General features: G+C 62.6%; 24 protein-coding genes and 1 other RNA gene. 11 read left to right on the forward strand and 14 right to left on the reverse strand.

What is annotated here, in order from left to right; genetic code table 11:
- The first annotated feature begins 2 nt into the window (after positions 1–2).
- Positions 3–764: a MauE/DoxX family redox-associated membrane protein gene (locus tag V6767_RS19490; protein WP_448474979.1), complete on the forward strand. Its 762-nt coding sequence runs from the start codon at positions 3–5 to the stop codon at positions 762–764.
- Between the two features lie 21 nt (positions 765–785).
- Here V6767_RS19490 and V6767_RS19495 read toward each other — a convergent pair whose 3' ends face one another.
- From V6767_RS19495 to V6767_RS19515, 5 genes are all read right to left on the reverse strand, one after another.
- A complete protein-coding gene (locus V6767_RS19495; protein WP_448474980.1) occupies positions 786–1,610 on the reverse strand; it encodes a TIGR00282 family metallophosphoesterase in 825 nt (274 codons plus the stop codon).
- A 107-nt stretch (positions 1,611–1,717) separates the two neighbouring features.
- Positions 1,718–2,311 carry a 5-formyltetrahydrofolate cyclo-ligase gene (locus tag V6767_RS19500; protein ID WP_448474981.1) on the reverse strand — a complete coding sequence of 198 codons (594 nt, stop codon included), beginning with the start codon at positions 2,309–2,311 and terminating at the stop codon, positions 1,718–1,720.
- A 22-nt stretch (positions 2,312–2,333) separates the two neighbouring features.
- Positions 2,334–2,497: non-coding RNA, 6S RNA (gene ssrS / locus V6767_RS19505), on the reverse strand.
- A gap of 83 nt (positions 2,498–2,580) precedes the next feature.
- Positions 2,581–2,946: a cell division protein ZapA gene (locus V6767_RS19510; protein WP_448474982.1), complete on the reverse strand. Its 366-nt coding sequence runs from the start codon at positions 2,944–2,946 to the stop codon at positions 2,581–2,583.
- A 12-nt stretch (positions 2,947–2,958) separates the two neighbouring features.
- Positions 2,959–3,240 (reverse strand): DUF4164 domain-containing protein, encoded by a 282-nt coding sequence (locus V6767_RS19515; protein WP_448474983.1) that lies wholly within the window; start codon positions 3,238–3,240, stop codon positions 2,959–2,961.
- A 473-nt stretch (positions 3,241–3,713) separates the two neighbouring features.
- Between V6767_RS19515 and tkt the strand changes: the two genes are divergently transcribed.
- Together tkt and gap are read left to right on the forward strand one after the other, a co-directional pair.
- Complete coding sequence (gene tkt / locus V6767_RS19520) at positions 3,714–5,696, forward strand: transketolase (protein WP_448474984.1); 1,983 nt, start codon at positions 3,714–3,716, stop codon at positions 5,694–5,696.
- Between the two features lie 211 nt (positions 5,697–5,907).
- Positions 5,908–6,909 (forward strand): type I glyceraldehyde-3-phosphate dehydrogenase, encoded by a 1,002-nt coding sequence (gene gap / locus V6767_RS19525; protein ID WP_448474985.1) that lies wholly within the window; start codon positions 5,908–5,910, stop codon positions 6,907–6,909.
- A 280-nt stretch (positions 6,910–7,189) separates the two neighbouring features.
- Here gap and V6767_RS19530 read toward each other — a convergent pair whose 3' ends face one another.
- Entirely contained in the window at positions 7,190–8,104 is a 915-nt protein-coding gene (locus tag V6767_RS19530; protein WP_448474986.1) for an EamA family transporter, read from the reverse strand.
- A 272-nt stretch (positions 8,105–8,376) separates the two neighbouring features.
- Between V6767_RS19530 and V6767_RS19535 the strand changes: the two genes are divergently transcribed.
- The 6 genes from V6767_RS19535 (at position 8,377) to V6767_RS19560 (ending at position 13,326) form a co-directional block, all read left to right on the forward strand.
- Positions 8,377–9,069, forward strand: coding sequence for a pyrimidine 5'-nucleotidase (locus V6767_RS19535; RefSeq protein WP_448474987.1), 693 nt, complete (start codon positions 8,377–8,379; stop codon positions 9,067–9,069).
- A 111-nt stretch (positions 9,070–9,180) separates the two neighbouring features.
- The gene (locus V6767_RS19540; RefSeq protein WP_448474988.1) at positions 9,181–9,969 is read left to right on the forward strand and encodes an EF-hand domain-containing protein; all 789 of its coding nucleotides are present in this window, start codon (positions 9,181–9,183) and stop codon (positions 9,967–9,969) included.
- Between the two features lie 186 nt (positions 9,970–10,155).
- Positions 10,156–11,007, forward strand: coding sequence for a 2,3,4,5-tetrahydropyridine-2,6-dicarboxylate N-succinyltransferase (dapD, locus tag V6767_RS19545; protein WP_448474989.1), 852 nt, complete (start codon positions 10,156–10,158; stop codon positions 11,005–11,007).
- A 38-nt stretch (positions 11,008–11,045) separates the two neighbouring features.
- Positions 11,046–12,230, forward strand: coding sequence for a succinyl-diaminopimelate desuccinylase (gene dapE, locus V6767_RS19550; RefSeq protein WP_448474990.1), 1,185 nt, complete (start codon positions 11,046–11,048; stop codon positions 12,228–12,230).
- Entirely contained in the window at positions 12,214–12,798 is a 585-nt protein-coding gene (locus tag V6767_RS19555; RefSeq protein ID WP_448431287.1) for a hypothetical protein, read from the forward strand. The genes dapE and V6767_RS19555 overlap by 17 nt, the downstream gene beginning before the upstream one ends.
- Positions 12,799–12,861: 63 nt before the next feature.
- Complete coding sequence (locus V6767_RS19560) at positions 12,862–13,326, forward strand: hypothetical protein (RefSeq protein ID WP_448474991.1); 465 nt, start codon at positions 12,862–12,864, stop codon at positions 13,324–13,326.
- A 25-nt stretch (positions 13,327–13,351) separates the two neighbouring features.
- On the opposite strand, the gene arsH is transcribed toward V6767_RS19560, so the two are convergent.
- From arsH to def, 5 genes are all read right to left on the reverse strand, one after another.
- Positions 13,352–14,044, reverse strand: a complete 693-nt coding sequence (gene arsH, locus V6767_RS19565; RefSeq protein WP_448474992.1) for an arsenical resistance protein ArsH — start codon at positions 14,042–14,044, stop codon at positions 13,352–13,354.
- Positions 14,045–14,064: 20 nt separating this feature from the next.
- Positions 14,065–14,478 carry an arsenate reductase (glutaredoxin) gene (arsC, locus tag V6767_RS19570; protein ID WP_448474993.1) on the reverse strand — a complete coding sequence of 138 codons (414 nt, stop codon included), beginning with the start codon at positions 14,476–14,478 and terminating at the stop codon, positions 14,065–14,067.
- Positions 14,479–14,559: 81 nt separating this feature from the next.
- Positions 14,560–15,312 (reverse strand): tRNA pseudouridine(38-40) synthase TruA, encoded by a 753-nt coding sequence (gene truA, locus V6767_RS19575; RefSeq protein ID WP_448474994.1) that lies wholly within the window; start codon positions 15,310–15,312, stop codon positions 14,560–14,562.
- Positions 15,312–16,250: a methionyl-tRNA formyltransferase gene (gene fmt, locus V6767_RS19580; RefSeq protein WP_448474995.1), complete on the reverse strand. Its 939-nt coding sequence runs from the start codon at positions 16,248–16,250 to the stop codon at positions 15,312–15,314. The genes truA and fmt overlap by 1 nt, the downstream gene beginning before the upstream one ends.
- A 262-nt stretch (positions 16,251–16,512) precedes the next feature.
- Positions 16,513–17,028, reverse strand: a complete 516-nt coding sequence (gene def / locus V6767_RS19585) for a peptide deformylase (protein WP_448474996.1) — start codon at positions 17,026–17,028, stop codon at positions 16,513–16,515.
- 158 nt (positions 17,029–17,186) lie between these two features.
- On the opposite strand from def, the gene V6767_RS19590 reads away from it, so the two are divergent.
- Both V6767_RS19590 and V6767_RS19595 read left to right on the forward strand, forming a co-directional pair.
- Positions 17,187–18,359 (forward strand): DNA recombination protein RmuC, encoded by a 1,173-nt coding sequence (locus V6767_RS19590; protein WP_448474997.1) that lies wholly within the window; start codon positions 17,187–17,189, stop codon positions 18,357–18,359.
- Between the two features lie 176 nt (positions 18,360–18,535).
- Entirely contained in the window at positions 18,536–19,435 is a 900-nt protein-coding gene (locus V6767_RS19595; protein WP_448474998.1) for a ribokinase, read from the forward strand.
- Between the two features lie 465 nt (positions 19,436–19,900).
- Here the strand turns inward: V6767_RS19595 and mmsB are convergent, their stop codons facing one another.
- From mmsB to chvE, 3 genes are all read right to left on the reverse strand, one after another.
- Positions 19,901–21,097, reverse strand: a complete 1,197-nt coding sequence (mmsB, locus tag V6767_RS19600; protein ID WP_448474999.1) for a multiple monosaccharide ABC transporter permease — start codon at positions 21,095–21,097, stop codon at positions 19,901–19,903.
- A 7-nt stretch (positions 21,098–21,104) separates the two neighbouring features.
- A complete protein-coding gene (gene mmsA / locus V6767_RS19605; RefSeq protein WP_448475000.1) occupies positions 21,105–22,625 on the reverse strand; it encodes a multiple monosaccharide ABC transporter ATP-binding protein in 1,521 nt (506 codons plus the stop codon).
- A 139-nt stretch (positions 22,626–22,764) separates the two neighbouring features.
- Positions 22,765–23,838, reverse strand: coding sequence for a multiple monosaccharide ABC transporter substrate-binding protein (chvE, locus tag V6767_RS19610; RefSeq protein WP_448431309.1), 1,074 nt, complete (start codon positions 23,836–23,838; stop codon positions 22,765–22,767).
- Between the last annotated feature and the right edge of the window lie 20 nt (positions 23,839–23,858).

A 23,858-nucleotide genomic window follows, 5' to 3' on the forward strand; every position in this document is an offset into this window, starting at 1 on the left:
GAATGGCCGAGTCCGCGAAAACCACCAGACTTTACCGGATGGTGATGCCCGATCACATCTGCCCCTATGGCCTGAAATCCAAGGACATGCTGGAACGGCACGGCTATGAAGTCGAAGATCATCATCTGAAGACCCGCGAGGAGACCGACGTCTTCCAGCGCGAGCATGATGTGGAGACAACGCCGCAGACTTTCATCGATGGAGAGCGGATCGGCGGCTATGACGATCTCAGGGTGTTTCTTGGCGTTGATCCGCCCGAGGAGGAGCAATCCGACACCAGCTATCGCCCGGTGATCGCGATCTTTTCGGTCGCGGCCCTGCTCGCGCTGGGCTTGGCCTTTCACCAATACGGCACTGTGTTGACATGGCAGAGCGTGATCTGGTTCATCTCTCTCTCGATGACGATCCTCGCGATCCAGAAGCTGCAGGATGTGGAACAGTTTTCGATCATGTTCCTGAACTATGATCTGCTGGCGAGGCGCTGGGTGCCCTATGGCAAGGTCTATCCCTATGGCGAGGCCCTTGCGGGCATCCTGATGACGGCCGGCCTGCTGCCCTGGCTCTCCGCGCCGGTGGCGCTGTTCATCGGGACGGTGGGCGCAATCAGCGTGTTCAAGGCCGTCTATATCGACAAGCGCGAACTGAAATGCGCCTGCGTCGGCGGCAATTCCTCCGTTCCGCTCGGCTTCATCTCGCTCACCGAGAACCTGATGATGATCCTGATGGGCCTTTGGATGGGCGGACGGTTCCTTCTGGGCTTTTGATGGCAGGGAGCCGAAGGGTCCCTAAGCCCAGAACGCCGGCACCGTTTCCTCAAGCCGCGGCCCCAGACGCAACGGCGCGATCTTTTCCGCCAGTCCCGTGCGATCCGATATCTCGACCCCGAGGCCGCAGATGGTGGCCGGGCCGGTGGCAGCTTCGAAGCGGGACTTGTTCATCTTCGAGATGAAGCGGTTGAGCGGCTCTTCCTTGTCCATGCCAAGGGAGGAATCGTAATCGCCGCACATGCCGGCATCCGACATGAAGCCGGTGCCGCCATTGAGGATCTGGCAGTCGGCGGTGGGCACATGAGTATGGGTGCCGACGACGAGGCTGGCGCGGCCATCGACGAAATGGCCGAAGGCCTGTTTCTCGCTGGTTGCCTCGGCATGGAAATCGAAAACGATCGCATCGGCCTCGCTCTTCAGCGGGCAGGCCTCCAGAATGGTCTCGGCGGCCTTGAAGGGATCGTCAAGTTCCGGATGCATGAACACCCGACCCATGATGTTGGCCACCAGAACCCGCGCGCCGTTCCTGGCGTAGTAGAGCGAGGAGCCGCGGCCGGGCGTGCCCGCCGGATAATTGGCGGGGCGCAGAAACTGCTCGTGCCGGTCGGCGAAGATGATCGCGTCCTTCTGGTCCCAGACGTGGTTGCCGGTGGTCACAACGTCTGCGCCGGCATCGATCGTATCCTGGAAGATCGACTCGGTGATGCCGAAGCCGCCGGCGGCATTCTCGCCGTTGACGACGACGAAATCGAGCTTCAGCTCGCTGATCAGGCCGGGCAGCCGTTCCCACACCGCCGTGCGCCCCGTCTTGCCAACCATATCCCCCAGAAAAAGCAAACGCATGAAAAATCCATCCTGCCGCGCGCGCCGCGCATTGGTTTTGCGGCCGGTTTAGAGCCGTTGAGGCGGTCATGGCAATGATTTTGTGCCGCAAGAGGCAACGCGGCAGCTCAGAGACCTTCCGGCGGATCGCCGAACCAGGCGAGCCCCGCCTCGGTGATCACGCCGTCGAGCGGCATGTCATGGGCTTCGGCGGGCACCGCCGGCGCTTCCTGCAAATCGAAGGCGACGGCGATCAGCAACGGCTTGCGGCCCTTGGCGGCAAGCCGCTCGATCGCGCGGTCATAGTGGCCGGCGCCATAGCCGATACGGTTGCCCTTTCGGTCGAACACGGAAAGCGGCATCAGGAGAATATCCGGATCGACGATCTCAGCGTCCTCCCCCGGCGCCATTGTGCCGAAGCCGCCGGGCACCAGCGTCCCGGCCGCACTATGGGCGCGGAAGACGATGGTCTCGCGATCGAGCACCGCCGGCAGCGCCAGCCGCGCGCCGGCATCCTCCAGCATATGGGCAAGCAGCGTGACATCGACTTCGGAGCGGATCGGGTGATAGGCGGCAACGCACTTGCCGGCGGCAAGCCCGGACAGCGCCTCGGCGCCATGGGTGGCGATCGCGAGGCTCTTTTCCTGCCGCTCGTCAACGGACAGCGCGTCGCGCCGTTTCAGGCTTTCATTGCGCAGTTCGGGCTTTGTGGGAAGGGCCAAGAGGGTTCTCCCCCGGTGAGAAGTGCGGTCCACGGCGACCGATGGAATCGGTTGGATCCTGGGCGCCTACAGAAGTAGGTGGGCGCCATATAACCCAGCCCACGGGCCGGGTCAGGGACAGCTCCCTTAGGATCGAGTAAGGCCCCGGGGATTCGTGTTGACTCCTGTCGAGAAGCGCAGACCGTATCTCCTATATAGAGCGTCCGATGGTCCTCTGGAAGGGGGAGGCAGACCGATATTTTCGGCCGCGAGCCGGGACATGGCAGCAGCTATTTCGTGACGCCGGAGACCTTGCGCGACAGCGTCGTGATCCGCTCGGCGAGGTTTTCCAGCCTGTCGGCCAGCGCATCTGCCTCGGCGGTGCGCGCCTCGTCGGCGGAGCCGGCGGCGCGGCGCAATTCCGCAAGCTCGGCAGCATTGGCGTCCACTGCCGTCTGCAGATCGTGGAGTTCGTCCATGATCATAATGCCGGCCATCACGGTCAGGCGCAGGTCGCCGATCTCGCCGAAACTGCCGCGCAGATTGGAGATGTAGGAATCGAAGCGAGCTGCGAGGTCCAGCAGGTGCTCCTCCTGACCTTCCTCGCAGGCCATGCGGTAGGCCTTGCCGTCGATATTGACCGTGACTTGCGCCATCTGCCTCGCCTCTTATTTCTCGTGAGCGAGAACGGAGCGTATGGTCTCCATTGCCGCCACCAGCCGACCGGAAACCTCGCGGTTGACTTCCTCGAGCCGGTTCGCGCGAAACTGCGCCTGATCGAGTTCGCGCGCGAGACCGGCCCGGTCCTCATGCACGATCCGGACCTCGTTTTCGAGCTCCTCGCGGTTCTGGAGGTTTTCCGCGCGGGCGTCGATCGCATTCTCGAGAGACGAAAAAGCCTTTTCGAGCGCGGCAAGCGCGGCGTCCAACCGGTCAGTGTTTGCGACCATTCTTTACAACCCCGTGAGGGAATTTGACCCGGCATCTTCTGCAAGCCGTCACGTCGCCGGGAGCGAATCGCCAAGATGCTCTAATTATCATCATGATCTTAGGGAGAGTTGAGAGCAGAGGTCAACGCAGCCTGATAGTTGTCAATAGGAAACTTCGTTCGCGCGACCTGACAGATTCGCCTGTCGTATCAGGCAGGTTTTGCCGCAACGGGCCTTGCCACCAGCAAATATGAGAGAGCAGCAGCGCCCGCAAACTTGCCGATTTAAGCGGTGGCAGGCCCGTATGAAATGGTGTAGGGTCCCGACGTTTCCGGGCAAGGGGGCGCCTGAGGACGGCTGCCTTGTCGTCCGGATCAACATAATAGTTTTCGCGGCAGCATTGCCGTCCGGCGATTTCGCCGGTAATCCGTCGACCAGTGTCACTCCCGAAGACCGATGTCATTCCCACAGACTCAAGAAAAGCGAAGAAGAACATGACTTCTCTTGATAAACACAACCGGATGGCCAACGCGATCCGCTTCCTCTCCATGGACGCCGTGCAGAAGGCCAATTCCGGCCATCCCGGCCTGCCGATGGGCGCGGCCGATGTCGCCACGGTGCTGTTCACCCGCTTCATGCGTTTCGATCCCAAGAACCCGAACTGGCCGAACCGCGACCGTTTCGTGCTCTCGGCCGGTCATGGTTCGATGCTGCTTTACTCGCTGCTTTATCTCCTCGGCTACGAGGATATGACGATCGAGGATATCAAGAACTTCCGCCAGCTCGGCTCCAAGACCGCCGGCCATCCCGAATACGGCCACGCCTGCGGCATCGAGACCACCACCGGTCCGCTCGGCCAGGGCATTGCAAATGCGCTCGGCATGGCGATCGCCGAACGCAAGCTCGCCAATGAATTCGGCGACGAGCTGATGGACCATTACACCTATGCGCTGTGCGGCGATGGCTGCCTTATGGAAGGCATCAGCCAGGAGGCGATCTCGCTCGCCGGTCACCTGAAGCTCAACAAGTTCGTGCTGTTCTGGGACAACAACTCGATCACCATCGACGGCGCGGTTTCGCTGGCCGATTCGACGGACCAGATCGCCCGCTTCAAGGCCTGCAACTGGCACACGATCGACATCGACGGCCACAATCCGGACGAGATCGCGGCCGCGATCGAGGAAGCCCACAAGTCCGACAAGCCGACCCTGATCGCCTGCAAGACCACGATCGGCTACGGCGCGCCCAAGAAGGCCGGCACCAACAAGGCCCACGGTTCGCCGCTCGGCGACGAGGAAATCGCAGCAACCCGCAAGGCGCTTGGCTGGGAATACCCGGCATTCGAAGTACCGGAGGAAATCCTCGATGCCTGGCGCGTTGCCGGCCTGCGCTCGACCAAGATGCGCGTCGAGTGGGAAAAGAAGCTCGACGCCGCCAAGGCCGACGTGAAGGCTGAGTTCAACCGCCGCTTCGCCGGCGACCTGCCCGGCTCCTTCGATCGCGCGATCCAGAAGTACAAGAAGGAACTTGCAGAGGAAAAGCCGACGCTCGCCTCGCGCAAATCCTCGCAGAACGCGCTTGAAGTCATCAATGGCGTTGTTCCGGAAACCATCGGCGGCTCGGCCGACCTGACTGGTTCCAACAACACCAACACCAGCCAGACCGCGCCGATCAAGCCGGACGATTTCTCCGGCCGGTTCATGCACTGGGGCATCCGCGAGCACGCCATGGCCGCCGCCATGAACGGCATCGCGCTCCATGGCGGGCTGATTCCCTATTCCGGCGGCTTCCTGATCTTCTCCGACTATTGCCGCACCTCGGTGCGTCTGGCGGCGCTGATGGGCATTCGCGTCATCCATGTGTGGACGCATGATTCGATCGGCGTCGGCGAGGACGGCCCGACCCACGAGCCGGTTGAGCAGATGGCGTCGCTGCGCGCCGTGCCGAACCTTCTGATGTTCCGCCCGGCCGATGCCACCGAAACCGCCGAATGCTGGCAGTTGGCGCTTGAAAGCAAGCACGCCCCCTCCGGCATCGCGCTCACCCGCCAGAACCTGCCGGCGGTGCGCACCCATTATTCCGAGAAGAACCTGTGCGCGACCGGCGCCTATGATCTGATCCCGGCCAATGACGCCGAGGTCACGATCTTCGCCGCCGGCTCCGAAGTCGGGCTCGCCGTCGAGGCGCAGAAGAAGCTGAGCGACAAGGGCATCGCCACCCGCGTCGTTTCCGTGCCGTGCATGGAACTGTTCTTCGATCAGCCGGAAGATTACCAGAAGGCGATCATCGGCAATTCGCCGATCAAGGTCGGCGTTGAAGCCGGCGTGCGCATGGGCTGGGACGCCTTCATCGGCACCGACGGCATCTTCATCGGCATGACCGGCTACGGCGCGTCGGGCAAGGGCGAGGCCCTGTTCGAGCATTTCGGCATCACCGCCGATGCCGTGGTCAAGGCCGTGGAAAAGAAGCGCGCCTGATTTGACGAAACGCAAGCCGCCCGGCCCCAAAGCCGGGCGGCGCGCCGGAAATTGGTGCAAACCGAAGATGTTTGCTGAAATTCCGGCCATAACCGCTTATATCGGGGTCAAGGCCTCGCAAGACCGTTTTCTCCGCTCCCTTCCCGGAGGCTTCCAGAGATGTGCGGGCTTGAGACTTTGTGAAACTATTCGCGAATAGGGAGTTTCTTACATGACTGTAAAAGTTGCCATCAATGGCTTTGGCCGCATCGGCCGCAATGTTCTGCGCGCCATCATCGAATCCGGTCGCAAGGATATCGAGGTCGTTGCCATCAACGATCTCGGCCCGGTCGAAACCAACGCCCACCTTTTGAAATACGACTCCGTGCATGGCCGTTTCCCGCATGAGGTCAAGGTGGATGGCGACACGATCGACGCCGGCCTCGGCCCGATGCGCGTCACCGCGATCCGCGATCCGAAGGACCTGCCCTGGAGCGACGTCGACATCGCGCTGGAATGCACCGGCATCTTCACGGCCAAGGAAAAGGCCGAAATGCTGCTGGCAAGCGGCGCGAAGCGCGTTCTGGTGTCCGCGCCGTCCGCCGGCGCCGACAAGACCATCGTTTTCGGCGTCAACCACGACAGCCTGACCAAGGACGACATCATCGTCTCCAACGGTTCGTGCACCACCAACTGCCTGGCGCCCGTCGCTTATGTGCTGAATGAAAAGTTCGGCATCGAGCGCGGCTACATGACCACGATCCACTCCTACACCGGCGATCAGCCGACGCTGGACACGATGCACAAGGATCTCTACCGCGCTCGCGCGGCGGCCCTTTCCATGATCCCGACCTCGACCGGCGCCGCCAAGGCGATCGGCCTCGTCGTGCCGGAACTGAAGGGCAAGCTGGACGGTTCCGCCATCCGCGTTCCGACCCCGAATGTCTCGGTCGTCGACCTTAAGTTCGTGCCGAGCCGCGACGTGACCGAGGAAGAAGTCAACGCCGCGATCAAGGAAGCCGCCGAAGGCAAGCTGAAAGGCGTTCTGGAATACAGCGACGAGCCGCTGGTCTCCAAGGACTTCAACCACGACCCGGCCTCCTCGATCTTCTCCGCCCAGCAGACCAAAGTTCTCGAAGGCAAGCTGGTGCGTGTGCTGTCATGGTACGACAATGAATGGGGCTTCTCCAACCGCATGGGCGACGTCGCCGTCGCCATGGGCAAGCTGCTGTAAGCAGCGCTACGCGGTTTGAACGCCATCGAGGCCGGGTTCGTCCCGGCCTCTTTTTTGTTGGACATTCCCGAAGCGCTGTTGGCTCTGGCAGTGCGTGCAAACAGCGCTCATCGTGTGGCCTGGATGCTCGTGTCAAGCACGAGCATGACACGGAGTGGGGTGTGCGGCAGAGGATGACGGCGGCTGTTTTTCCAACACCCTCGCCCCCTCTCCGGGTCACCCTCGGGCTTGACCCGAGGGTCCAGGCAGCACTCTCCGCGTGGCCGTAAGGGCGAGACCTTCACGCAAACAGCAGCACCAGCACGCCGCAGACCACCAGCCCGCAGCCGAGCAATTCCACGCGGGTGATTTTTTCGCGGAAGAAAAGCACCGAGGTGGCGATGGTGAACAGCATTTCGACCTGCGCCACCGCCTTGACGATCGAGGCCTGCTGCAGGGTCATGGCGATGAACCAGCCAAAGGATGCGGTCGCGCCGACAAAGCCGACGGCAAGGGCGGGACGCCATGCGCGGATAACCTTCCCAAGCTCGGCGCGATCGAAGACGAGCATGTAGGCGATCATCGCGACGGCCTGGATCACGATCACCACCAGCAGTGTGAAGGCCGCCTGCATGATGCTGTCCGGCTGCGGCAGCGTGGGCGCCAGCGCCAGCGAGGCCGCGCGGTAGGAGACCGCCGAAAGCCCGAACAGCGTGCCGGACGCGATACCGATCAGCGCCGTCCGGGTCATCAGACCGGCAATCAACGCAGACAAGCTGACGGCGCTGCGCGACAGCGAAATCAGCATGACGCCGGCAATCGAAATCAGGATGGCGATCACCGCCACATAGGAGATCGTCGCCCCGAAGAACAGGAAGGCTAGGATGGCGGCCTGCGCCGGCTCGGTGCGCGAATAGGCCGTGCCAACCGCGAAATTGCGGAAGGAAAACAGATAGACGAGCAGGAAGGTCGCCGCGATCTGCCCTGCCGCGCCGATCACCGACCAGAACAGGAAATCACCGGTGACCGAGGGCACGGGCCGGTCGAGACCATAGGCGAGAATCGCGAAATAGAGCGCGGCAAACGGCACGCCGAAACCGAAACGGGTGAAGGTGGCGCCAAGCGTGGCCATGCGCCCTTTCAGATATTTCTGAAGGGATGAACGCAGATTTTGCAGGAATGCGGCCGCGAATGTGATGCCGATCCAGATTTCCATGGGAATTGACCTTGAAGAGGATGAAAGGGGTATATCTGACGGCGGAGGCCGCCGTTTACCGCTTCAAAGTCGTCCGTTCACCGTCTTGCAGAAATCGGCAAAGAACCGCACCGGCAGGCGCTTTCGGTCCTGCAGGATGATCGGGCTCTGGCGAATGCGTGTCGACATAGCCCCTGTCTACCACGCCCCGGGCAATAGCGCCAGTTGGCCAAAACGCAAAGCCCGTTCCCTTCCCGCCCGCACTCTGCCATAAGGCAGGCATGACAACACCGATGACGCATCCGAACAAATCCGATTTCGACACCGTCCGCGACTGGGTTTTCGATCTCGACAACACGCTTTACCCGCATCACGTCAACCTGTTCTCGCAGGTCGATCGCAACATGACGGACTATGTCGCCCGGCTGCTCTCGTTGCCGCATGACGAGGCGCGGGTCTTGCAGAAGCAGTATTACCGCGACCACGGCACCACGCTGCAGGGGCTGATGATCAACCACCAGATCGACCCCAACGACTTCCTCGAAAAGGCGCACGAGATCGACTACACGGTGATCGAGCCCAATCCGGTGCTGGGCGAGGCGATCAAGGCGCTGCCGGGCCGCAAGTTCATCTTCACCAACGGCTCCGTGCCGCATGCCGAGAAGACTGCTGCCGCACTCGGCATCCGCGATCATTTCGACGATATCTTTGATATCGTCGCCGCCGGCTTCGTTCCCAAGCCGGATGCGATAGCCTATCGCAAGTTCCTCGACCGCTCCGGCGTCGACACCAGTCATGCGGCGATGTTCGAGGACCTGCCCCGCAATCTGCGGGAGCCGAAGGCGCTCGGCATGCGCACCGTGCTGATCGTGCCGCCCAACCTGGAATACGGGTTCGCGGAGGCCTTCGAGCAACTCGGCGACGAGACCGGCCACATCGATTATGTGACGGAAAACCTGACGGGCTTCGTGACAAGTCTATTATGATGAACAGAGTATAAATTACCGATTATTCAGGCTACCTTTCCGTAAATTAAGTCGTCTTTCAGCAGGCGCTCACCTACTCTTTCCTCGTAGCCCCAACACGAGGAAGAAGTCATGAATCGCAAGCAGTTCACCGTCTCCGCCCTTGCCGCGACGCTGGCGCTCGGCGCCGCCGCAACCCCGAGCCTTGCCCGCGACATGCGCGGTCAAGCTCCCGAGCGCGGCTTCATCTATCTGCTCAAGACCTCCGACGCCAACAAGGACGGCAAGATCACCGAGGACGAGGTCGTGTCCTTCCAGGACGGCCGGTTCGAGGAAATCGACGTCAATGGCGACGGCGTGATCACGCCCGGCGAATATTCCGACTTCCGCAAAGCCCAGTGGCAGGCGTTCCGCGACGCCCATCCCCGCCCTGAAGGCAAGATGGCCGCCCGCGACGACGCGCCTGGCAAGCCCGGCCCCGGCGGCAAGATGGCAGCGCAGAATGGCGGTCCGGACGGCATGCCCGGCCCCGGCGGCAAAATGGCGGCGCGGAATGGCGGCCCGGACGGCATGCCCGGCCCCGATGGCAACCCCGGCCGCAAGATGGCAAACAATGAAGCCGGCCCCAAAGGCATGAACGAGGATGCCCCGCGGCGCATGGCGATGAACGGCGACGGCCCGCAGCACCGCATGGGCGGCCGCGACGACGATCACGGCAGGAACCGGGATGGCAAGAATTGGGGCGGAAGGCCCGGCAATGTCGAGCGCATCTTCTTCATGCGCGCCGACACCGACCGCAGCGGCCAGGTGAGCCAGGAAGAGTTCGCCCAGCTCGCCGCCAAGATGTTTTCCCGCATGGACCGCAACGGCGACATGGTGATCACGGTCGAAGATCTGCCGGATCGCCGTCCGATGCGCTGATCGGCGGCTTACAGACCTCCATCGAAGTGCCCCCGCCCCTGCGGGGGCATTTTTCGTTTGGCATGACGGCGGCTTGTCCGGGAAGAACGGTCGGCAAAGATTGACGCCGTGGCTGGGCTCGCTTAGATCGGTTCAGACCAAGGCTTATCTTTGCGCCCATCGGCGCGACCGGCACAGGATACCAGCATGACCGATCTCACATCCCTCGAGAAAACCATCGACAACGCCTTCGAAAACCGCGGCGAAATTTCGGTTTCGACCAAGGGCGAGGTGCGCGATGCCGTCGAAGAGGCGCTGAACCTGCTCGACAGCGGCGAGGCAAGGGTCGCCGAAAGGCAGGAGCACGGCGCGTGGAAGGTCAACCAGTGGCTGAAGAAGGCGGTGCTGCTGTCGTTCCGCCTGAACGACATGGAAGTGGTCAAGGGCGGCCCCGACAACGCGACATGGTGGGACAAGGTGCCCTCCAAGTTCGAAGGCTGGGGCGATAACCAGTTCCGCGCGGCCGGCTTCCGCGCCGTGCCCAACGCGGTCGTGCGCCGCTCGGCCTATATCGCGCCCGGCGTGGTGCTGATGCCCTCCTTCGTCAATCTCGGCGCCTATGTCGATGAAGGCACGATGGTCGACACCTGGGCCACCGTCGGCTCCTGCGCCCAGATCGGCAAGAATGTGCATCTGTCCGGCGGCGTCGGCATTGGCGGCGTGCTGGAGCCGATGCAGGCGGGCCCCACCATCATCGAGGACAATTGCTTCATCGGCGCGCGGTCCGAAGTGGTCGAGGGCTGCATCGTGCGCGAGGGCTCCGTGCTTGGCATGGGCGTCTATATCGGCCAGTCGACCAAGATCGTCGACCGCGCCACGGGCGAGATCAGCTATGGCGAAATCCCGCCCTATTCGGTCGTCGTCGCCGGCACGCTGCCGGCCGCAAAGCCGATGGGCAATGGCGCGCCCGGCCCCGGCCTCTATTGCGCGGTGATCGTCAAGCGCGTCGATGAAAAGACCCGTTCCAAGACCGGCATCAACGAGCTTCTGCGCGACTGACCACTGGCAATCGCCGTGGAAATATCCAGATAGAGATGATGAGCGCCACCGATCCCGTCGAGAACCTGAAAACCCTGATCCGCTGCCCCTCGGTGACCCCGGAAGAAGGCGGCGCGCTCTCGGCGCTTGAGGCGATGCTTGCCACGCTCGGCTTTACCGTCGAGCGAATGACGGCGCGCGGCGGCGACACGCCGGATGTCGAAAATCTCTACGCCCGGCTCGGCGCGGACGGCCCGCATCTTATGTTTGCGGGCCATACCGATGTGGTGCCGCCCGGCGACGAAGCCTCCTGGAGCCATCCACCCTTTGCCGCCGAAATCGCCGACGGTCTGCTTTACGGTCGCGGCGCCGTTGATATGAAGGGCGGCATCGCCAGTTTCGTGGCGGCGCTCGCCCGCTTCATCGGCGAAAACGGCAGGCCCCCGGGCTCCATCTCGCTGCTGATCACCGGCGATGAGGAAGGTCCGGGCATCAACGGCACGGACAAGCTGCTACAATGGGCGGTTGCCCGCGGCGAGCACTGGAACGCGGCCCTTGTGGGCGAGCCGACCAATCCGGACGCGCTCGGCGACATGATAAAGGTCGGCCGCAGGGGCTCGCTGACCGGCCGGTTGACCGTGACCGGCGTTCAGGGCCATGTCGCCTATCCGCACCTTGCAGACAACCCGCTCAGGACCATGGCCGGCATGCTGGACGCGCTGATGGGCAAACCGTTGGATGAAGGCACGGACCTGTTTCCGCCCACCAATCTGGAGGTAACCTCGGTCGATACCGGCAATCCGGCCACCAATGTGATCCCTGAAAAGGCAACGGCGACCTTCAACATCCGTTTCAACGATCTCTGGAGCGAGGAAACGCTGAAGGCCGAAATTCTTGACCGGATCGGACGCGCGGCCGCGGCCGGCGGAAAGGACACCACCCGTTTTGCGGTCGAATGGCTCGGCCGCGTCAGCCCCGTGTTTCTCACGCGTGACGAACAGCTTGCCGGCAGCCTGTCTGATGCGATCGAGGCGGTCACCGGCAAAACGCCGCAGCTTTCCACCACCGGCGGCACGTCCGATGCCCGCTTCATCAAGGATTACTGCCCGGTTGTCGAATTCGGCCTGGTCGGCCAGACCATGCACAAGGTGGATGAGCGTGTGGCGGTCGCCGATCTCGAAAAGCTCACCGAAATCTACCGGCATTTCATAGAGAGGTGGTTCGCGCTTGCCGCTGCTTGCTGAGGTCCTTTTCTACCTGCGCGGACTTTGGCTGTTGTTCAAGGCCGATCCGGCCCATGCGCGCTATCTGGATTTCACCGAGCGGGGCGTGGCGCGCTCGTTCTGGGCGCTTGCCTATTGCCTTCCGCTGATGGTGGCGAGCGAGCTGGTGAGCCTTACCCGCCTTGTGCAGCCCCCGATCGACCTCACGCTCGTAACGCTTCTGCGCACCACGCTGATCCAGGGACTGAGCTGGATGGCGCCGCTGGTCGTGCTCGGCGTCGTTTGCATGGTCTCCGGCCTGCCGCGCGCCTTCCTCAAGATCATCGTCGCCACCAACTGGCTGAGCCTGCCGGTGAACATCTTCGCAGCACTCGCGATCTTCCTGATCGCGACCGGGCTGCAGCCGCTGGCGACCATCGTGCTGATCGTGTTCCAGACCGTGCTGCTCGGCGCCTTTCTGTTCGAAATCCGGATCGTCTACATGCTGATGGATGAAAAAGTGCTGCCGACGGCGGCGGCGATCATCGCCTCGGCGATCACCGCGCTGCTGGTCACCGATATCGGCACGCGCTATATCGTGGGTGGGTGAGAGCGCCCTTACTTGACAGGTGCCGCCGCTCACGCAAAGATTGTATGCATCGGGGGATATGTCATGACCAGAAAAGCGCTGGCGCTCGCCGTTCTGCTGGGGCTCGTCGCCTGCCAGACGGGGCCGGTTTCGATTTTGTACAAGGAAGGCTCGACCCGCGCCGAGCGGCAGGAAGCCTATGACCAGTGCTTCATCGCCGCGCTGAAGGATGTGCCGCAAAACATGGTGACCGAAGTGACCGGCGGCTACAGCTACCCCGGCTTCGTGAGCTGCGACACCAATGGCGACACCACCATATGCGGCGAAGTGGGCGGCTACACCACCCCGGTGGAAAGCTATAGCTACGACACCAACGAGAAACTGCGCCAGCGCCTGATCAACCGCTGCCTTGCAGACAAGGGGTTTTCCGACGTCACGATACCCTATTGCCAGACCAAGGAAGAGCGCGCCGCCTATCAGATGCAGGTCGCCCAGCCGCCGCTCAGCGAACTCACCTGCGTCACCGGCCAGACCGTTTCAACGCAGTGAGGATGCGCCGCCGCGCGTTCCGGCGTCAGGCGCCGGTCTGGCGCGCGTGTTTCTCGGCCGCCTCGATCCGCTCGGAATAGCGCTCCGTGAGGTATGCGCTCTGCCCGCGCAGCAGAAGGGTGAACTTCACCAGTTCCTCCATGACATCGACGACGCGCCGATAATACGGTGACGGCTGCATCCGCCCGCTCTCGTCGAATTCGTTGTAGGCCTTGGCAACGGAGGATTGGTTGGGAATTGTGAACATCCGCATCCAGCGGCCGAGAATGCGCATCTGATTGACGGTATTGAAGCTCTGTGATCCGCCGCACACCTGCATCAGCGCCAGGGTCCGCCCCTGTGTCGGCCGCACGCCGCCCGCCGAAAGCGGCAGCCAGTCGATCTGGGTTTTCATGACCGAACTCATCGCGCCGTGCCGTTCTGGCGAGCACCAGACATGCGCCTCGGACCAGATCGAGGCGGACCGCAGCTCCTGCACCTTTGGATGATCTTCATCGGTGCTGCCGACCAGCGGCAGGCCATGCGGATCGAAAATCCGCACCTCCGCGCCGAATGCCGCAAGCAAACGCGCCGCCTCCTCGGTCAAAAGCCGGGAATAGGAGCGTTCGCGCAGCGACCCGTAGAGCATCAGCACCCTGGGCGGATGCGCGATCCGGTTGCCGGAAAACAGGCGTTCGGGATCGACAGGGCGGAAGGCCGTTTCATCCAGCGCGGGCATTGATCCCGCGTCCGGCAGGTTCACTTTTTGCCCTGCGGCGAGACCACCTCGCCGTCTTCCTTGGTGAAGCCGCCGATTGCCGGGTTCGGCAGGATTTCGAGCACGGTCTCCGACGGACGGCACAGTTTTGCGCCTTTTTCGGTCACCACGATCGGGCGGTTGATCAGGATCGGATGCGCCATCATGGCGTCGAGCAGTTCGGCATCGGAAAGCGCCGGATCATCGAGGCCGAGGTCTTCATAGGGCGTGCCCTTACGGCGGAGCAGATCGCGCACCGGAATTCCCATCGCCGCGATCAATTCCTGAAGCTTTTCGCGCGTCGGCGGGGTCTTCAGATATTCGATGACCTCCGGCTCCTCGCCGGATTGCCGGATCATCGCCAGAACGTTGCGCGACGTTCCGCAGGCGGGATTGTGGTAGATGGTGACGGACATTGCAACCTCAAACATATCCATAAAGCTGGAAATATAGATATATTGGAAGACCGAACGACGCAAGCCCCGGCCGGATGTCGTTCAATCGCCGGGATAGTCCACCTGCATGAAATAAAGCCCTTCCGGCGGGGCCACCGGGCCGCAGGCCTTGCGGTCGCGCGCCTCCAGCGCCTGGCGCACGTCTTCCGCCGACATCTTGCCCTCGCCGGCAAGTTTCAGCGTTCCGGCAAAGGAGCGGATCTGGTTATGCAGGAAACTTTGGGCGGTGGCGCGGATTTCGATGATATCGCCGTCGCGCGTGACATCGAGCCGGTCGAGCGTGCGCACCGGCGATTTCGCCTGGCACTGCACCGAGCGGAAGGTCGTGAAATCATGCCTGCCGACAAGCACCTGGGCCGCCGCATGCATCGCCGCATGATCGAGCGGCTTCGGCACCCACCAGCCGCGCTTCCACTCCAGCGCCGGATGGGCGCGGCGGTTGATGATGCGATAGAGGTAATGCCGCCGAAGTGCGGAAAACCGGGCATCGAAATCCGGCTCGGCCTCGACCACATCGACCACCGAAATACCATCGCCGGCAAGCCTGAGATGCGCATTGACCGCATTCAGAATCGTGAACGGGCTCCAGGGCTTCGCGAGATCGACATGCACCACCTGGCCGCGGGCATGAACGCCTGAATCCGTGCGCCCCGCCCCGCGGATGGAAACGGTCTCGCCGGAGAACCCAGCCACCGCCTCCTCCAACGCGCTCTGCACCGAGCGCCCCTCGGCCTGGCGCTGCCAGCCGACAAAGGCCGTGCCGTCATATTCGACCTTCAGGCGGTAACGCGGCATCAGGCAAGCACCGTTGCCGGGAGAAGCGGCGTGCCGCGCAGGAAATCCTCTGCCGATAGCGGCTTTCCGCCGGCCTTCTGCAGCCGGAGGAGCCGCACCGCGCCGTTTCCGCAGGCGATCGTGAGGTCTGGACCCGCAAGCACCGTGCCGGGCGCCCCCTCGCCTTCGCTGAGCGCGCTTTCATGCACCTTGACCCGCTCCAGCCGCTTGCCCGCCGGCACCTCCATCCAGGCGCCCGGAAACGGCGCGAGCCCCCGGATATGATTGTGCACCTCGGCGGCCGGCCGGCCGAAATCGATCCGGGTTTCGCCCTTGTCGATCTTCTTCGCATAGGTCACGCCATCTTCGGCCTGCGGCGTCAGCGGCAGATCGCCCGCCTCGAGCTTTACCATCGCCTCCGCCATCAACCGCGCGCCGTCATGCATCAGCCGGTCGTGCAGCACGCCTGCCGTCATGTCCGGACCGATCGCGACCCGCTTGGTCAGCGCCACCGGCCCGGTATCGAGCCCCTTTTCCATCTTCATGATCATCATGCCGGTCTCGCTGTCGCCGGCCATGATCGCGCGCTGGATGGGTGCCGCGCCCCGCCAGCGGGGCAGGAGCGAAGCATGGCCGTTATAGGCGCCAAGCCGCGTTCCGTTCAGAATAGCCTCAGGCAGCAGCAGACCATAGGCGACCACCACCGCGACATCGGCATCGAGCGCGGCGAAGGCGGCGCGATCTTCGGATTCACGGAAATTTTCCGGCGTGCGTACCGGCAGGCCAAGCAGTTCGGCCGCCTGATGCACCGGCGATTTGACTTCCGTAAGCCCGCGTCGGCCTGCTGCCCGCGGCGGCTGGGTATAGACGCACGCAATATCGTGGCCCGCCTCCTTCAGCGCCCGAAGGGTGGGAACGGAGAATTCCGGCGTGCCCATGAAAATGATTCTGAGGGTCATGATCGCTCCTTCCGGCCCACGCAATGCGGCAACCGCGAAACCGCAGCAACCGGATAGATAGAACGCGGCCGCCGCGTTGCCAAAGACAAATCTCCCGCACCCGGAAATACACCGAACCGCAACGGCCTCCCAGCGGGCCGAAACGACGCGCTTCGATGTCGCAAGCAGGCCTTCAGGGTTCGCCAATCAACGGAAGCGCGGACCCGCTCTCACCATGCCGTTTCGAGCGTCTTGCAGGCATGCCGCCTCGATGAAGCATGTCCTAAAGCTTGTGCTTGGCCGCCTTGGTGAACTTCTTGATCACCCGATCGCGCTTCAGGCGCGACAGATAATCGATGAACAGCGCGCCGTCGAGATGGTCGATCTCATGCTGCAGGCAGGTGGCGAGCAGGCCGTCGGCCTCGATTTCCTGTTCCTTGCCGGCAAGGTCTGTATAGCGCACCCGCACGCTCGCCGGACGTTCCACCTCGGCATAAAACTCCGGTATCGACAGGCAGCCCTCCTCATAGACCGAGCGCTCGTCCGAGGTGTGCAGCACGGTGGGGTTGATCACCACCATGGGCTGCTTTTCGCCCTCGTCCCTGTTGGCGACATCGAGCACCAGCATGCGCCGGGGCACGCCGACCTGGATCGCGGCAAGGCCTATGCCCGGAGCCTCATACATGGTCTCCAGCATATCGTCGGCAAATTTCTTCAGGTCGTCGTCTATGCGCTCGACCGGTTTCGAGACCGTACGCAGCAGAGGGTCCGGCAAAATAATCAATGGCATCGTGGTCATGCCCACCCCATAGCGCATGTTCGCGCCGGGGGAAATATTTTCATACGGTCTACCTCAACCCTCCCGTCCTCTTTGTTGCCTGCTAATCATTTTGTTCACGTTTTGATCTTTATTTCAAGAGAAATCTGCGCTAGGTTTGAGATAAGAGAGGTAACGTTATGGATGCAGTGATGGCCCGACTGGCAGCAATGGACACGGCGACGCTCGCCATGGCCGGCGCGTTGTGCATTCTGATAGCCGCCCTCGTCATTCTCCTGGCCCGGCGCGGCGGGGCGCGGCAGGACAAGGGCCTCGAACGCGAGCTGCAGCAGCTGGTGCAGGCGCAAAGCGAGATGCAGGGCCGCATGGCGACGATGGCGGAACTGTTCGGCAGCCGCCAGTCGGAGCTGAATGCCGCGCTCGGCTCTCGCCTCGACGGTCTTTCGCAAAGGATCGGCACCACGCTGCACCAGCAGCACCAGACCACCCACGAAAACCTCAGACGCCTGCAGGAGCGGCTTGCCGTCATCGATGCGGCGCAGAACAATATCCAGTCGCTGGCCAAGGATGTGGTGGGCCTGCAGGCGATTCTGTCGAACAAGCAGACCCGCGGCGCTTTCGGCCAGGGGCGGATGGAGGCGATTATCGCTGATGCCCTGCCCGCCGGCAGCTTCCGGTTCCAGGCGACGCTGTCGAACGGGACCCGGCCCGACTGCGTGGTGGACATGCCGAACGGCGCGCCGCCCCTGATCATCGACGCCAAGTTTCCGCTGGAATCATGGAACGCCATGCGCGCGGCGGACAGCGACGAGGCGGCGCGCGCCGCGAGCCAGCGTTTCCGGCGTGATCTTGATACCCATCTCCGCGATATCGCCGGCAAATATCTGTTGCCCGGCGAAACCCAGGACACGGCCTTTCTGTTCGTGCCTTCCGAATCGATTTTCGCCGATATTCACGAGCACTATGAGGCGGTGGTGCAGCGCGCCCATGCCATGCGCGTGGTGATCGTCTCGCCGACGCTGCTGCTGTTGTCGATCCAGGTCGTGCAGGCGGTGATGAAGGACCAGCGCATGCGCGAACAGGCGCATCTGATACAGGGCGAGGTCGCCAATCTGTTGGCAGACCTCACCCGCCTCAACGAGCGCGTGGCAAAACTGGAAAGCCATTTCAACCAGGCCCGTCAGGATGTCGAGACGATCCGGATATCCACGGGCAAGATCGCCCGGCGCGGCGAACGGATCGCGACGCTGGAATTCGAGACCGGCCGAAAGGATGCTGAACTGTCTTCCACGCCTGATGAGGAACAGCAGGGGCTCGGTCGCATGAAACTGCGCGTCGTCGATGAGGACTGATTGCCATCGCGGCTTGCGCGCAATAAAAGCGCAAGAGAGAGCACCGGCGGCCGGTTTCGCAATAGGCCGACTGGATGCGATGTTTGAGTGTGCCGGACCGGCGAGGCGTGAAAGACGGCCTCGCCTTCCGGCGGAAGGCTTCGCGTAGACCAGGCGAGGCTGACGGGAGTACTGCCATGATCACGGTTTTCGGTTCCATCAATATGGATCTCATCGCCACCACGCCGCGCCTGCCGAAGCCGGGCGAAACCGTGGCGGGAACCTCCTTTGCCACGGCTCAAGGCGGCAAGGGCGCAAACCAGGCGCTTGCCGCGCGCCGCGCGGGCTCCGCCGTGGCCATGGCAGGCGCCGTCGGCAATGACGAGTTCGCATCCGCCGCAACCGCCCTTCTTGCCGAGGCCGGCGTCGACCTTTCAGCCGTGAAAACCACCGATGGCCCCACCGGCACGGCGATGATCCTTGTCGGCGGCGACGGCGAAAACGTCATCGTCATCAATGCCGCGGCCAATGGCGAGGTCACCGAGGCAGATGCCGAGGCTGTCGTGGCGGGAATGGCGGCAGACGACATATTGGTGCTGCAGCTCGAAATTCCGGCCAATGCCATCCGCGTTGCGCTAAAGGGTGCCCGCGAGAAAGGCATCCGTACGATCCTCAACACCGCGCCGCTGACGCCGGAAGCGGCCGAGCTCGGCGCGCTCGCCGATATCGTGATTGCCAATGAGACCGAGTTCGAGCGGCTCGTCGGGGCTGAAGAGCTCGGCAGCGAGGGGCGGATCGCGATGCTGAAAACCCGCCATGACGAAACCGGCCAGACCATCGTGATCACGCTCGGGGCCGAGGGCGTGGTTGCCATGCATGAGGGCGACTTCCACCGCATCGACGCGCTGAAGATCGACCCGGTCGATACCGTCGGTGCCGGCGACACCTTCTGCGGCTATTTCGCAAGCGGGCTCGATCAGGGGCTGCCATTCGCGGAGGCCGCGCACCGCGCCGCTGTCGCGGGCGCGCTCGCCTGCCTGAAGCCCGGCGCCCAGCCGTCGATCCCGGAAAAGGCCGCGGTCGACGCACGGGCCTGAAATCATCGGTCCCTGGCTTTACGCCATCCATTTCCCGGAGATCATCGGGCGGTTCAGACCAACCGGCCGATGATCCAGCCGCGCGAGGTTTTTTGACCTTGCCGGACGGCGGAAACGCAAATCCGCATTCGTCTTTCAGGTAGACGCCCGACGCCAGCGCCCTATTTCAAAGGAGGCTGCGCTTGTCGGGCGCTGCCGTTCGGCATGGTCACAAGAACCCGAATATTGGGGCGCTGGACCCCAATTGTTAAATTTTTTACTTTTCTTTTGATCCATTTTGCGAGATGACGCGTTAATGCCCTATCCAGACGCGCCAAGGTGCCGGCTCGTCCGGCAGTCTGGAAAAAAGGGGGTGCGCCCCGTGCCCCGGCACATCATCCCCCGATGTGCCGGGGTTTTTCGTGTCGAGTCCAGGCTTCGCGGCCGGAGCGGCAGGGCGAGATCGCCCTGCCTTCCTCGGAGAATTCAGGCCTTGTTCTTGTTGTAGACGTCGAAGACGACGGCGGCGAGCAGCACCAGGCCCTTGATCACCTGCTGGTAATCGATGCCGATGCCCATGATCGACATGCCGTTGTTCATGATGCCCATGATGAAAGCGCCGACCACAGCGCCGACGATTTTGCCGACCCCGCCCGACATCGATGCGCCGCCGATGAACACCGCCGCGATCACATCAAGCTCGAAACCGTTGCCGGCCTTGGGCGTGGCGATGTTGAGGCGAGCGGCGAACACGAGACCGGCAAGTGCTGCCAGCATGCCCATGTTCACGAACACGATGAAGTTCAGCCGCTTGGTATTGATGCCTGAAAGGGCCGCCGCCTTCTCGTTGCCACCGATGGCATAGACCCTGCGCCCGAAGGTCGTGCTTTCGGTGATGAAGGTGTAGATCACCGTCAGGATCGCCATCGAGATCAGCACGTTCGGCAGACCGCGGAACGAGGCGAGTTTCCAGGACACGAACACAAGCACGCCGGCGACGATGATGTTGCGGCCCAGGAAGAAGGACAGCGGCTCATCCTCGATGCCGTAGGCGACGTTGCGGGCCCGCGACCGCCAGGCGAGATAGACGATCGCGCCAGCGGCGATGATGCCGGCCACAAGCGCTGTCATGTTCGGCCGGCCGACGCCGAAGAGATCGGGCACGAAACCGGTCGACAGCAGCTGGAACGATCCCGGGAACGGCCCGACCGACTGGCCGTTGAGGATCCAGAGCGACAACCCGCGGAAGATCAGCATGCCGGCGAGCGTGACGATGAAGGACGGGATGCGCCAATAGGCGACCCAGTATCCCTGCCACGCCCCGATCAGCATGCCTGCGAAGATGCAGGCAAAGAAGGCGACCACGACCGGCACCTGCCAGTGGACAATCATCACCGCCGCAAGCGCGCCGATGAAGCCCACGATAGAGCCGACCGAGAGATCGATATGCCCGGCCACGATGATCATCAGCATGCCGAGCGCCATGATGATCACATAGGAGTTCTGCAGAAACAGGTTGGTGATGTTGACCGGTCGCATCAGCACGCCGTCGGTGACGATCTGGAAAAACGCGATGATGACGATCAAGGCGAGCAGGATGCCGTAATCGCGCATCCTGAGTGTCAGATAGGAGCGGATCGAGGGCTTGTGCTCGTCCGCGGCGGTTTCCTCGGGTGTATTCATCGCTCTCTCATTTCCTGACAATGAAGGACATGATGCGTTCCTGGCTCGCCTCCGCGGCGCTCAGTTCGCCCACCAATGCCCCCTCGTTCATGATATAAATGCGGTCGCACATGCCGAGCAGTTCCGGCATTTCCGATGAGATCATCACGACGCCCCGGCCTTCGGCCGCAAGCTCGTTCATCAGCGTGTAGATCTCGTATTTCGCGCCGACATCGATGCCGCGCGTCGGCTCATCCAGGATCAGCACGTCGGGCTGGGTGAACAGCCATTTCGACAGCACCACCTTCTGCTGGTTGCCGCCCGAAAGGTTGACGACGCGCTGGGCCACTGTCGGCGTGCGGATGTTCATGGCCTTGCGATAATGTTCGGAGGTTTTGGTTTCCTCGGCGGTATTCAGCACGCCATATTTGGAAACCCCGCCAAGATGGGCGAGCGTCACATTGCGGGTGATCGGCTCATCCAGGATCAGCCCCAGCCCCTTGCGGTCCTCGGTTACATAGGCAAGGCCCGCATGGATGGCCTTCGGCACGGTCGAGACGTCCACCTTCTCGCCGCCGAGCCAGACCTCGCCGGAGATATTGCGGCCGTAGCTGTGGCCGAAAATGCTCATCGCAAGCTCGGTGCGCCCTGCCCCCATCACGCCGGCAATGCCGACGATCTCGCCGGCGCGCACATTGAAGGCGACGTTCTTGATCACCTTGCGGTCGGCCTGCTCGGGGTGCCAGACGGTCCAGTCCTTCACCGCCATCAGCTCCTCGCCGAACTTGCGCTCGCGGTCGGGATAGCGGTTTTCCATGGTCCGGCCGACCATGGCCTGGATGATCCTGGCCTCGCTCACTTCTTCCGCGGCGCAATCAATATCGGCAACCGACGAACCATCGCGCAGCACCGTGATGTTATCGGCGACCTGCTCGACCTCGTTCAGCTTGTGCGAGATCAGAATCGAGGTGATGCCCTGCTTTTTCAGGTCCAGAAGCAGCTTGAGAAGCTTGGCGCTGTCGGATTCCGAAAGCGCGGCCGTCGGCTCGTCGAGAATGAGAAGGCGGACATCCTTGGACAGCGCCTTGGCGATCTCGACAAGCTGCTGCTTGCCAACGCCGATCTTCTCCACCAGCGTCGCCGGCGGGTCCTTCAGCCCGACCTTGCGGAGCAGTTTTTCGGTGCGGTCGAAGGTTTCCGGCCAGTCGATCACGCCGGCCCGCGACACCTCGTTGCCCAGGAAGATATTCTCCGCAATCGACAATTGCGGCACCAGCGCCAGCTCCTGGTGGATGATAATGACGCCCTTCTTTTCGCTGTCGGCAATGCCGGAAAAGGTCGCCAGTTCGCCGGCATAGTAGATTTCGCCCTCATAGGAGCCGTGGGGATAGACCCCGGAAAGCACTTTCATCAGCGTGGATTTGCCCGCGCCGTTCTCCCCGACCAGCGCGTGGATCTCGCCTTCCTCGACCTTCAGGTCGACGTCGCTCAACGCCTTCACGCCGGGAAAGGTCTTCGTGATCTTTCGCATTTCGAGCAATGTTGTCATGACACCTGTCACCGTTTGGCACCGGATCGCGCCTCAAGCGCCACCCATTCCGTCGACGCGTTACATGCCCCTGGGGCTCGCGTGCGTCAGCCCGCCGCCGGAAATGCCGGCGACGGGCCCATTGACCTCACCTCAGACCTCAATTCTCGATCTGCTGCATGGTGTAGTAGCCGCTGTCATCGACCAGGATCTGCTTCCAGTTGTCCTGGGTCACGATCACGGGCTCCAGCAGGTAGGACGGCACGTCCTTCTCGCCGTTATTGTAGGTGCTGGTGTCGTTGACTTCCGGCTCCTTGCCCTCGCCGATCGCTTCCACCATGCCGACAGTGACGCCGGCAAGCTTGCGGGTATCCTTGAAGATCGAGGAATACTGGTCGCCGTCGATGATCGCCTTGACGTTGGGCAGGTTGGAATCCTGACCGGTGATGATCGGCATCTTCATGTCGCCGGAGCCGTAGCCGATGCCCTTCAGCGACGAGATCGAGCCCATGGCGAGATCGTCGTTGGAGGCATAGACGCCGTGCAGCGGCTTGTCGGTGTAATAGGCCGAGAGCAGGTTATCCATGCGCGCCTGGGCGGCTGCGTTCGACCAGTTCAGCGTGCCGATCTTGTCCATGCCCATCTGACCCGACGGGATCACGATATCGCCGGAATCGATCAGCGGCTGGAGCACGGACATCGCGCCGTTATAGAAGAAATAGGCGTTGTTATCGTCCGGGGACCCGCCGAAAAGCTCGACATTCCAGGGTTTTGTGTCGGGGAAACGCTCCTTCAAGCCCTCCACGAGGCTGTTACCCTGCAAGACGCCGACCTTGTAATTGTCGAAGGTCGCGTAATAATCGACATCCGGCGTGTTGAGGATCAGCCGGTCATAGGCGATCACCGGAATGTCGGCGGCGGCCGCATTGGCCAGCGGCCCGGTGAGCGAGCCGCCGTCGATCGCCGCGATCACCAGAACGGTGACGCCCTTGGTGATCATGTTTTCGATCTGCGAAAGCTGCTGAGGAATTTCGTTTTCGGCGTATTGCAGGTCGGTCTTGTAGCCGGCGGCCTCGAACTGCTCGACCATGGACGCGCCGTCCTTGTTCCAGCGGTCAAGGCCCTTGGTCGGCATGGCGATGCCGACATAGCCCTTGTCGGCGGCAAGCGCCGGCGCGGCGACAGAAATTGCCGCGACAGAGGCGGCTGCGAAAATGGAGATAATCTTTCTCATGTCTCTCTCCCGTTGAAGGC

The organism is Martelella sp. FLE1502 (assembly GCF_053484255.1).

Bases quoted from the DNA above. Each gene is read 5' to 3' on its own strand.
- tkt (WP_448474984.1), top strand. From the start codon at position 3,714: ATGACTTCTCTTGATAAACACAACCGGATGGCCAACGCGATCCGCTTC.
- fmt (WP_448474995.1), bottom strand. From the start codon at position 16,250: ATGACCCTCAGAATCATTTTCATGGGCACGCCGGAATTCTCCGTTCCC.
- truA (WP_448474994.1), bottom strand. From the start codon at position 15,312: ATGCCGCGTTACCGCCTGAAGGTCGAATATGACGGCACGGCCTTTGTC.
- arsH (WP_448474992.1), bottom strand. From the start codon at position 14,044: ATGCCCGCGCTGGATGAAACGGCCTTCCGCCCTGTCGATCCCGAACGC.
- gap (WP_448474985.1), top strand. From the start codon at position 5,908: ATGACTGTAAAAGTTGCCATCAATGGCTTTGGCCGCATCGGCCGCAAT.
- V6767_RS19490 (WP_448474979.1), top strand. From the start codon at position 3: ATGGCCGAGTCCGCGAAAACCACCAGACTTTACCGGATGGTGATGCCC.
- dapE (WP_448474990.1), top strand. From the start codon at position 11,046: ATGAGCGCCACCGATCCCGTCGAGAACCTGAAAACCCTGATCCGCTGC.
- V6767_RS19560 (WP_448474991.1), top strand. From the start codon at position 12,862: ATGACCAGAAAAGCGCTGGCGCTCGCCGTTCTGCTGGGGCTCGTCGCC.
- dapD (WP_448474989.1), top strand. From the start codon at position 10,156: ATGACCGATCTCACATCCCTCGAGAAAACCATCGACAACGCCTTCGAA.
- def (WP_448474996.1), bottom strand. From the start codon at position 17,028: ATGACCACGATGCCATTGATTATTTTGCCGGACCCTCTGCTGCGTACG.
- V6767_RS19540 (WP_448474988.1), top strand. From the start codon at position 9,181: ATGAATCGCAAGCAGTTCACCGTCTCCGCCCTTGCCGCGACGCTGGCG.
- V6767_RS19515 (WP_448474983.1), bottom strand. From the start codon at position 3,240: ATGGTCGCAAACACTGACCGGTTGGACGCCGCGCTTGCCGCGCTCGAA.
- V6767_RS19495 (WP_448474980.1), bottom strand. From the start codon at position 1,610: ATGCGTTTGCTTTTTCTGGGGGATATGGTTGGCAAGACGGGGCGCACG.
- V6767_RS19530 (WP_448474986.1), bottom strand. From the start codon at position 8,104: ATGGAAATCTGGATCGGCATCACATTCGCGGCCGCATTCCTGCAAAAT.
- V6767_RS19535 (WP_448474987.1), top strand. From the start codon at position 8,377: ATGACGCATCCGAACAAATCCGATTTCGACACCGTCCGCGACTGGGTT.
- mmsA (WP_448475000.1), bottom strand. From the start codon at position 22,625: ATGACAACATTGCTCGAAATGCGAAAGATCACGAAGACCTTTCCCGGC.
- arsC (WP_448474993.1), bottom strand. From the start codon at position 14,478: ATGTCCGTCACCATCTACCACAATCCCGCCTGCGGAACGTCGCGCAAC.
- mmsB (WP_448474999.1), bottom strand. From the start codon at position 21,097: ATGAATACACCCGAGGAAACCGCCGCGGACGAGCACAAGCCCTCGATC.
- V6767_RS19590 (WP_448474997.1), top strand. From the start codon at position 17,187: ATGGATGCAGTGATGGCCCGACTGGCAGCAATGGACACGGCGACGCTC.
- V6767_RS19595 (WP_448474998.1), top strand. From the start codon at position 18,536: ATGATCACGGTTTTCGGTTCCATCAATATGGATCTCATCGCCACCACG.
- chvE (WP_448431309.1), bottom strand. From the start codon at position 23,838: ATGAGAAAGATTATCTCCATTTTCGCAGCCGCCTCTGTCGCGGCAATT.
- V6767_RS19510 (WP_448474982.1), bottom strand. From the start codon at position 2,946: ATGGCGCAAGTCACGGTCAATATCGACGGCAAGGCCTACCGCATGGCC.